The sequence below is a fragment of the Neobacillus drentensis genome, assembly GCF_036965645.1.
In the GTDB taxonomy this organism is placed as follows: Bacteria; Bacillota; Bacilli; order Bacillales; family Cytobacillaceae; genus Neobacillus; species Neobacillus drentensis_D.
On record NZ_JBALPZ010000181.1, the window covers coordinates 7,746 to 15,915 of the forward strand.

7 protein-coding genes and 2 pseudogenes are annotated in these 8,170 nt (G+C 36.6%); 1 reads left to right on the top strand and 8 read right to left on the bottom strand.

Features of this window, described 5'->3' with window-relative positions:
• The 4 genes from V7266_RS26770 to V7266_RS26785 all read right to left on the bottom strand — a co-directional run.
• A partial coding sequence (locus V7266_RS26770) for an IS110 family transposase (RefSeq protein WP_335472264.1) occupies nucleotides 1–1,111 on the bottom strand: 1,111 nt, incomplete at its 3' end.
• A 440-nt stretch (nucleotides 1,112–1,551) separates the two neighbouring features.
• The gene (locus tag V7266_RS26775) at nucleotides 1,552–2,544 is read right to left on the bottom strand and encodes an MFS transporter (protein ID WP_335472265.1); all 993 of its coding nucleotides are present in this window, start codon (nucleotides 2,542–2,544) and stop codon (nucleotides 1,552–1,554) included.
• A 46-nt stretch (nucleotides 2,545–2,590) separates the two neighbouring features.
• On the bottom strand, nucleotides 2,591–2,782 hold the full coding sequence (locus V7266_RS26780; RefSeq protein WP_335472270.1) for a carboxymuconolactone decarboxylase family protein: 192 nt from the start codon (nucleotides 2,780–2,782) through the stop codon (nucleotides 2,591–2,593).
• A 321-nt stretch (nucleotides 2,783–3,103) separates the two neighbouring features.
• Nucleotides 3,104–4,273 carry an MFS transporter gene (locus V7266_RS26785; RefSeq protein WP_335472266.1) on the bottom strand — a complete coding sequence of 390 codons (1,170 nt, stop codon included), beginning with the start codon at nucleotides 4,271–4,273 and terminating at the stop codon, nucleotides 3,104–3,106.
• A gap of 190 nt (nucleotides 4,274–4,463) precedes the next feature.
• Between V7266_RS26785 and V7266_RS26790 the strand changes: the two are divergent.
• Nucleotides 4,464–5,016, top strand: a pseudogene (locus V7266_RS26790) (TetR/AcrR family transcriptional regulator).
• Nucleotides 5,017–5,197: 181 nt separating this feature from the next.
• Here V7266_RS26790 and V7266_RS26795 read toward each other — a convergent pair.
• From V7266_RS26795 to V7266_RS26810, 4 genes and pseudogenes are all read right to left on the bottom strand, one after another.
• A pseudogene (locus V7266_RS26795) lies at nucleotides 5,198–5,353 on the bottom strand (aldo/keto reductase); the annotation flags it as partial.
• Between the two features lie 168 nt (nucleotides 5,354–5,521).
• Nucleotides 5,522–6,040 (bottom strand): DUF3231 family protein, encoded by a 519-nt coding sequence (locus V7266_RS26800; protein WP_335472271.1) that lies wholly within the window; start codon nucleotides 6,038–6,040, stop codon nucleotides 5,522–5,524.
• Between the two features lie 45 nt (nucleotides 6,041–6,085).
• Entirely contained in the window at nucleotides 6,086–6,499 is a 414-nt protein-coding gene (locus tag V7266_RS26805) for a DUF3231 family protein (RefSeq protein WP_335472267.1), read from the bottom strand.
• An 862-nt stretch (nucleotides 6,500–7,361) separates the two neighbouring features.
• Entirely contained in the window at nucleotides 7,362–7,937 is a 576-nt protein-coding gene (locus V7266_RS26810; RefSeq protein ID WP_335472268.1) for a dihydrofolate reductase family protein, read from the bottom strand.
• Nucleotides 7,938–8,170 lie beyond the last annotated feature (233 nt).

The window sequence follows — 8,170 nt, forward strand, 5'->3', positions numbered from 1 at the left end:
ACTCTCGTAATTTTTTATTACGAGGAATGATTTCATCGCTTGTTTTACTCTTACGACAGTCACGAATAGCACAACGTACAGCCATATATAAGGCGTGACGAAGCCTGCTGGATCCTCTTTTAGTGATTCGGTTTTTGGTGGCAGTAAACTTACCAGATTCGAATACACTAGGATCAACTCCAGCGAAAGCTACGAGCTTTTTAGGATCAGTAAATCGATCTATCTCCCCAATTTCTGAAATGATCGTTGCCGCGATTTTTTCACCAATACCAGGGATAGATTTGATAATATTATATTCTTCAACTTCTTTTGCGAGGGCATCTATCTCTGACTCTAACTTGGATAGGTGCCCTTTGTATTGAAGAATGATGTTTATATACATACCAAGACTCAAAATATGACTCTGATACAAAGTCTTTTCAAACGGATTTCGATTTGCGGCAGCTTGGAGTTGAATAGCTTTTTCATTAGCCCATCTGTATGAACGGCTTTTACATAATTGAGCGATTTTGTCAGCTATGGTTTCAACACTTGCCTCTAATATATCTTCAGAAGAGGGAAACTCTGAAAGAGTTAACAGTGATACTACTGAATATAAGTCCCCAAAAACCCCTCTATATTCAGGAAAGACCTGTTCCAATATGGCTTGAAATTGTAGCTTTGTTTGGATTAATACCCCAGTTATATTCTCGTGCTGTCTTGTTAGATTTCGAAGGTTTAAAAGTTGAATTCCTCGCTTTTTATATGGCTCTAGATCCTCTTTATAAAACAGTTCGCAGAGAAGATAAGCATCAACCGCATCTGTCTTTACTTTCCGAAGACTTGAACTTTTAGCCTTATAAGAAATCAATGGATTAATAATAATCATTAAATATCCACGGTCCTCTAAGTATTGAACAACAGAGGAGTGATAATGTCCCGTTGCCTCTAAAACAACAGGTGGTTTCATACCTGTTTCTCTCTTAACTTCTTCAAGAAATTCTACAAGAAAACTAAGACCTTCTAGAGTATGAGAAACTTTAAAACTCTTACGATATGGTTTGCCTTTATCTATAAATGCTTGAACCTGACTTTCCCCTTTTGAAATATCCAGACCAATGACTGGATTCATTTCTAAATCCTCCTCCTAAACTAGTAATTTGCCAGTACCCCTAATTCCTCCATGCAGTGTCACAGCTTCGCTTGTTATACGAGATCTAAGTCCCAACCAGCCTCAATCATGTTTCTACAAGTAGGGGGCGAACCGTTTAGCTGACGGGGTCAAAGCCCCACGGGCAGTTACGTTCTACCCTGGCTACTGATATAATAAGACCAAATTAAATAAGGTCAACCAGAAAAATTTAGCATTCTGGTTAACCTTATAATACGAAATGGGCAGGTTAATTTAAGTATATTCCTTCACAAAGTTATAGTAGAAAAAGCCGATTATCCCACTAACGGAAAGGGAAATCGGCCTTTTTTGTACTATTTTTAGCATGGTTGCTACCAAGATAGATATTAAAATGGCTAGGTCAACCTGATTTGGAAGCTAGAGAACCAGTGTTCTGAGGGCTAAAGTTTTTGTTTTTTCAACGAACGTTTCACAAAAAAAGTGAACATCAAGAGGGAAAGCGTGACTGACACGGCACTGACCGTGAACAAAACATGGAAATTCGAGTATTGAGAACCCCAGCCTAACATAATAGCACCTAGCCCGATTCCGAGGTCGGCACCAGTAGAATAAGAAGCATTGGCTACACCTGTACGTTCTGAACTGACAAGACGTAGGGTTGCGGCTTGAAGAGAAGGTTGTGCGGAACCGAAACCAATACCGTACATAATTGCGGAAATGATTACTCCGAATAAATTGGTCGAGAAACTCAAGACAACTAAAGCCGAAATCGTAACCACTTTTGCTGGTATAATAACAAACGTCTCACCGTATTTGTCTGAAAGTTTTCCAGCAAAGGGACGGATTAAAACAAGCGTGGCTGCATAAACTAGAAAAAATGTACCCGAATTAACCTTGATTGAGTCGGCAAATAGCGGCACAAAGCTAGTAATACCACCATAAGCGATAAACAGTAAGAAGACGGATGCCATAACGGGAAAGAGCGATTTTTCAAAAGGTTCAATTTTCCTTGAAGCCGTTTGAGGCGTAAAGGTCATTTTTGCACCAAACGTTAAGACCAGAGCCGTGGCAGAGAGGACCACTGCAAATAGAAATAGAGAATGGTACGACAGGTTCTGTGTAACCCATAGACCGAAAATCGGACCTATTGCCATAGCCAATGTCATAGCCATCCCAGACCAACCCATACCCTCTCCTCGTCGGGTGGACGGAATCAAATCTGTTACGGCTGTGCTAATTGCGGTTGTGGAAGCTGCCCAGGTTATCCCATGCAATATTCTGAGCAACATTAATACAACGATTCCTCCGATCCAATTGTACATGTACATTGCAACAGCGAAGAATAGCAATCCCCAAACGATAAACGGTCGCCTACCAAAGCGGTCCAGTAGCCCTCCGACAAATGGTCGAAAGAGTAAATTGCTTCGATTCATACTCGCACCCTCTACTTCATCTCACGATAATAAATCCGTGTCATCCTTACCTCCATTTTCCAGTCCCAACGTTCAGTTCCACACCAACATGTGCCTTGAGCTGTGGCAACATCTGGTTGGTAGCAAGCACTACCAGAGTGATAAGCTCACGTTGCTTATCATCCAGATTACCTTGATAAAAAACTTCCCCAAAAACGAATCGGCTCAGGATGTCCTGAAAATCAGGATCGTAGCGTATGTAGCAGGTACGCCATCTCGAAATAGCTGTTTGTATTTTTCCTTGCTCTTTTCGACACGAGCCATAAATAAACCTCCTGCTTGAATTACCTTCTACTGTTCCAAAGCTGCTAAATTAAATCCCAGAAAAAATTAATATTGTTTGATTAATCAACATCTTTTTATAATTATAAAAAGATACAGGATGCTTACAATGGTTAAATTAACACAATTCGTTGATTACTCAACAAATCAATAAAAATTGTTGATTATTTTAGGAAGGTTTTGAGACCAATTTATTCTCTTATGATAGGCAACTTTTATAAAATGTTAAATTGATTTCTTATCTTGCAAGTTGTTTTGCGTGATTAAACAAGTAGGTTCTAAATAAAATAAATGCTAAACTTAATATCACGAATAGAAATCCGCCTAATACGACGTACTGTGTACCCATTCCCGATATAATTAATCCATTTACAGATGTACCCGTTGTTACACCAAAGTTACCAGCCGCTAAAAACAATCCATTTGAGAATTCAGGGGCTTCTGGAGCTGCAGAAGTAATCCAATATTGACTAATGTTGTTTGCTAAAGCAACTACTATTCCCCATACCAATACAAAGATAAACATAGGTCCAGCGAATTTCCCCATTACGAATACTAAAATGAAAACGGCTCCTAATACGAATGGATAAGATGCTACAGATTTCATGGGATTAATAGTAAGTAACTTCCCTGAGACGATGTTTCCTATTATACTTGTCCCACCGTATATGAGTAACATTAAACTTATCGTCTTCCCAGGAATATTCGTAATAGTTTCAAGATACTCAGAAAGGTAACTATTAACGCCATATACCGCTGCATTTATAAAAATGACAGCAACAATGGAAAGCCAAGTAATGGATTTCTTTAATACACTTAATTGAGATCCATAAGAAAGTCTTTCCTTAACAGGCATAGATGGTACAAATAGCAATATAGTAATGAATGCTATTACATTAACGATAGTAAAGAATAACATCGCCATTTCAAACGAAGTTGTATTAGCAATAAAAGTAGTGACTGGTGAACCAATTACAATACCTGCGGTTACTCCCAACATTACTTTAGAAACAGCTTTAGGAGCTTCTTTCTTGCTAACTGAAGCAGCAGCAGCTGTCATAGCTATTGAGACATAAACTGGATGGAAAAAAGCTGGAATCACACGAGCAATTAATGCAATGGTAAAGTTTGATGCAAATATGGAGACAATGTTACCCAGAACGAAAACACCAAGTACAAGTAACAATGCCTTTTTGCGATTTATACCCGAAAACAGTAAGGGCATTGTGGGTCCAGATATTGCAACAACAAGTGCAAAGAGACTCACTAGCAACCCTGCTTTGGATATACTGACATGAAAGTGATCAGCAATTAAAGGTAATGCCCCAACGATCCCCATTTCCGTATTTAAAATACCGAAAACTCCTATGGTCAATATAAATATAAGCAAATTATTTCGATTAGCCATAAAATTCTCCTCCTACCTTAATTAATGATGCAAATTTAAATAAATTAATATTGATTGATTAATCAACATCTGTTAATAATTATAAAAAGAAAAAGGATACTTTCAATCGTCAAATGAAAGCAATTTGTTGTTTATTCAACAACTGAATCGAAATTGTTGATTATCTACAGGAAAGATTGGTGATTTCAAAATGTCTAAAGTGGATAGAAGAGTTACCAAAAGCCAAGTATCTATCAAAAAAGGCTATTATCGAACTGATGTCTGAAAAAAGTTTTGATGATATTACCATTCAGGATCTTGCCGACAGGGCCAATGTTAACCGAGGAACCATTTATCTTCATTACTCGGATAAATTTGACCTACTGGATAGGCTCATTGATGAACATATTAATGTACTAAGAGTAATGTGCGAGGAAGCAACTGAAATGGAATTAGACTTTGTAGAATCGAATGTAGGCTGGTTTGAATACTTTGAGAGCAATTATTCATTCTTTTCAACGATGTTAGCTAGTAGTCAAGCCTCTTATTTTCGTAGTCGGTTCCTAGAGCTTCTCATCGAAGAAATCAAAAATGATATTGACACAACAAAAGTGATAAATCGAGAATTGAATGAAGAGGTTATACTTCAATTTGTTGTGACATCTTTTGTAGGAACGGTGGAATGGTGGATCACAAAAGAAATGCCTTTTCCGCCTCGTGTTATAGCAGAACAGCTAGGGATGTTGTTAGATAGGATTCTATAATAATTTATCAACGTTTCCAAAAGAAATTAAATAACCTGGGTCCATATTACTACAGGACTCAGGTCGTGATTTTTTGCTTTTTTAACGGTCTACTTAACATTAGTAGTCTTTGAGAAATGCGAATTAATTGTATCTTCAACTTTCCTTAAATTGCCTTTATATGCTTTTGCATCAAGATACATTAAATATGTCCAACTATTGAGTGTGGTACATATGGCTCTTCTAGAAAAGCAATTTCTTCAGGTGTTAACCTAATCGATAGAGCACCTACAGCATCTTCGAGATGAGAGATTTTCGTAACACCAATAATAGGGGCAGTTACTGGTTCTTTCTGCATTTGTGAAATAATACACTTAAAAGTAACGGGGGCATTACTGGAACAACGGCAATGCTCTTTCTTATTGAAGTAACTGGAAGTTTAGTGCAATAAGCGAATCCGAAAAACAAAATAAAAGAGAAGGTAAATTTGAAAATTTTCCTTCTCTTATTAATATTTACTGATGGGCTAACTTACTTGTGGTGGCTTCTCCATCCAACCGTGATTTATCATTATTTTAGTACCTTCATTTGCGTAATCCGCCACATCTTTAGCAGTAAGAGCTGCTTTTATTTTTAAATCATTACGTAAAGTGAAGCCAAAAGCAAAAGCATTAGCCCCAAGCATAAGGTTCGTTAACATATAATTAAAGTACATCATTAATTTATCGGAAAATGGGCTTTCTTTTGAATTGGTTGCATTACCAATAGAAGTTATGGTTGGCGATATATTATTATCTAACAGCATTTTACTACTTTCTTTTAATATCTTACTCGATAACTCCATTCCTTTATGGAAATAATCTTTCACTTCCTGTTCTTTTGCAACTTGCGAAAATGCATACATTAAAGTCATCCCTATATTGTTGTTTTCCATATTATGATGAATTACTGCCAGTTCATATGAATCCATTTGCCTCGTTTTTTCTAATAAATTAAATCCGCTTAAGTAATGTAAGTCGTTTATGTACTCGTTAGAATTTGGCATTGGTATGTACGGGGGACGTGTAAGAATGCCCTTTTCCAATAAATATTACGTACAATCGTGATAACAAGCCTGAGTAATGGCTGTTAAATCTTTATAAATGTTTATAACATCTGTACGATAGGACATTCCAATATTGAGGGTATATAAACCCATACTCATTTCTTTTACCGCCCTAAGTAGCATTATATCAAAACCATTATCAAATAATTTTTTTGCTTTTATATTAACATCACTGGATGAAAATCCTTGAGGACATATAGAGCCTTCATTTTTAAAAGTGGTTTTAATTTTTTCAACATATATTTCTAAGTTTTTATGCAAATCATTCATAATTTTTTTTGCCTGTTCATCATTTGCATTAGGAATTAGATGTTCTAATAAACGTAAAATAAAGGTTTTCTCCTTGCAAGTTTCCCACAACGTAGCTATTTCCGTAGAAGAAAGTGTAGATTTTGGCAATAAATTCACCTCAGTAAGCAATAATATCACTTATATGTTTTACAAAATAATCCATAGGTATGTATTCATTCTATAATTTTAAATCTCATAAAGTATACATTCAAATTAATATAGAAAAATAAAAATGGTGAGTGCAATTCACCAAATAACTTCGATGTGGAGGGAAAAACGATGGAAACTCTAAAATACATCATTCAACGTCTAGCATATTTACTCATGAACTTTCAAAATTCCTCGTTTAAATTACTGGACATTGTTCGTGAATTTCAAAGAATATTCCTTCGTCTTACTGAATTGCTCAGAGTTCGACCTGTTGTTTAGGGTGATGCAGAGAAGTTATTTAAAGAAGGGCAAGGCACTTTTGCTCTTCTTTTATGGAGGCTAATTGCCAATTTATTTGTATAGAAAAAGCCGAGAGCTTCAAAGCCCCCGACCAACAATATTATAACATCATGAACAACGAACTCTGATTTAATAAATTTTGTATTAAATCACTTTAAAATTTGTGAAGAAATATACTTAAGCGAACGGGTGCTTTACTTGAAGAAACTGAATTTCCGGACTTAAATGTGGTCCTTTTTTGTTGTTCTCATTTTTCTTAATGATTTTTTTCAAACTTTAAGGTTAAAGTAATCATTCCATACCATCTTTCATTTTCTTTTGATTGCTTGATTTTGCATTTTTTTAGGGATCCTTAACCTAAATTGTTTTATCGGTATGATTTACTTAATGTTTGCGTCATCATCTTAGATTTAGGCTATATTAAATCCTGATGTTGATCTTTACGATAAGAAAACCGCCTCGTTGAACAGGCGGCTTATTAAGCTATCGTATCCGTCGTTATCTGCTTTAGCAGAAAAGGTCATCTAACCGTCTGGTAAACGAGGGCTATGGCTCCAGAATCAAATGTCTTGTTTTCGATTAGTTCAAGATTGATCTTCTCCTTGAGACCCTGGAATAAAGGCAACCCGCTGCCGATCAGGACGGGAGAAACGGTAATTTTATACTCATCTATTAAATCAAGCTGCATAAGGTAGTGTGCTAACCTAGGACTGCCGAGGATGACCATATCCTTGCCTGGCTGCTGTTTGAGGTTCTTGATCTCTTCCTCGACATCGCCTTTCACCAGTCTGGAATTGTTCCATTCGACTTTCTCCAGCGTCGTGGAAAAAACGATTTTGGCTGTCTTTTCGATCCACTCGGCATGATTCCGTTCATGCTGCGAAGCTGAGGGGTCAGAAGGCACAGATGTCCAGTAACTGTGCATCATCTGATAAGTCTCACGTCCCCATATGACAGTGTCGGCAGTACTCAGAATTTCTTTCGCGTGTTTCTCCAAGTCAGCATCGTATGAAACCCAGCCAATGTCCATTTCACCGTTCGGACCTTCTACAAAACCGTCAAGAGATGAGTGCAGAAATAGAACAAGTTTTCTCATTTTTAGTCTCCTTTGTTAATGAGGGTTATTTTTTTCAAACTCCTTTACCTCCAATGTAATTATAACCAAATTTTTAAAAATTTTGGTAAAAAAGTTCTATAAGTTACACTAATTAAAATAAAATGGGACGGTGCCATCATCAGTCCCGTTTTGTTTTGTTAAAGAGAAGATTGTGAAAAACTACACTAAACAAACGGGTGCTTTACTTGAAGAAGCCAAAAGGACCTAAATGG

Excerpts from the sequence above, each read along its gene's own strand:
- V7266_RS26775 (WP_335472265.1), bottom strand. The coding sequence starts at position 2,544 with ATGAATCGAAGCAATTTACTCTTTCGACCATTTGTCGGAGGGCTACTG.
- V7266_RS26785 (WP_335472266.1), bottom strand. The coding sequence starts at position 4,273 with ATGGCTAATCGAAATAATTTGCTTATATTTATATTGACCATAGGAGTT.
- V7266_RS26800 (WP_335472271.1), bottom strand. The coding sequence starts at position 6,040 with ATGCCAAATTCTAACGAGTACATAAACGACTTACATTACTTAAGCGGA.
- V7266_RS26810 (WP_335472268.1), bottom strand. The coding sequence starts at position 7,937 with ATGAGAAAACTTGTTCTATTTCTGCACTCATCTCTTGACGGTTTTGTA.